Origin of the sequence: Blastomonas sp. CCH1-A6, assembly GCF_001556365.1 — a bacterium.
Lineage (GTDB): Bacteria > Pseudomonadota > Alphaproteobacteria > Sphingomonadales > Sphingomonadaceae > Blastomonas > Blastomonas ursincola.
The window spans coordinates 1-406 of record NZ_LSIS01000413.1; the positions used below are offsets into that span (position 1 = coordinate 1).

Below are 406 nucleotides of genomic sequence, written 5' to 3' on the forward strand. Positions count from 1 at the left end.
GACGCACGATCTGCTGGCCGGTCTGGTTGATGGTGTCCTGCGAGCCGCGACGCAGTGCGCGAGTAAGTTCGTCCTCGCTATCCGCGCCCAATTCGGCGCCGACGCCGAGCAGTGTCGAAACGGCGGCGGCTTTCAGCAGATTGCCCCAATGCTGGTTTACGCGATCCTGTAGGCCAGCATATCCGGCCGCATCAGCGCCGGGCTGGCGCTCGAGAACGATCGAGCGGCCGTCCGGCAATATCAGCCGATCCCATGCCAGCAGCACGCGCGCCTGCCCGGCGGCGATCTCGCTGTCATATTCGCCGATCAGCCGGGCGCCCTGCGGGATGAGCAGGATGCGGCCCGTGGGACTGTCATAGACGTTGGCCGTCACCTGAGCGGTGATCTGGCCGGGAAGGTCCGAACG

General features: G+C 66.3%; 1 protein-coding gene. It reads right to left on the reverse strand.

Annotated elements, in window-relative coordinates; translation table 11 throughout:
- Nucleotides 1-406: TrbI/VirB10 family protein (locus AX735_RS18770; protein WP_202189621.1), on the reverse strand; the 406-nt coding region annotated here is incomplete at both ends.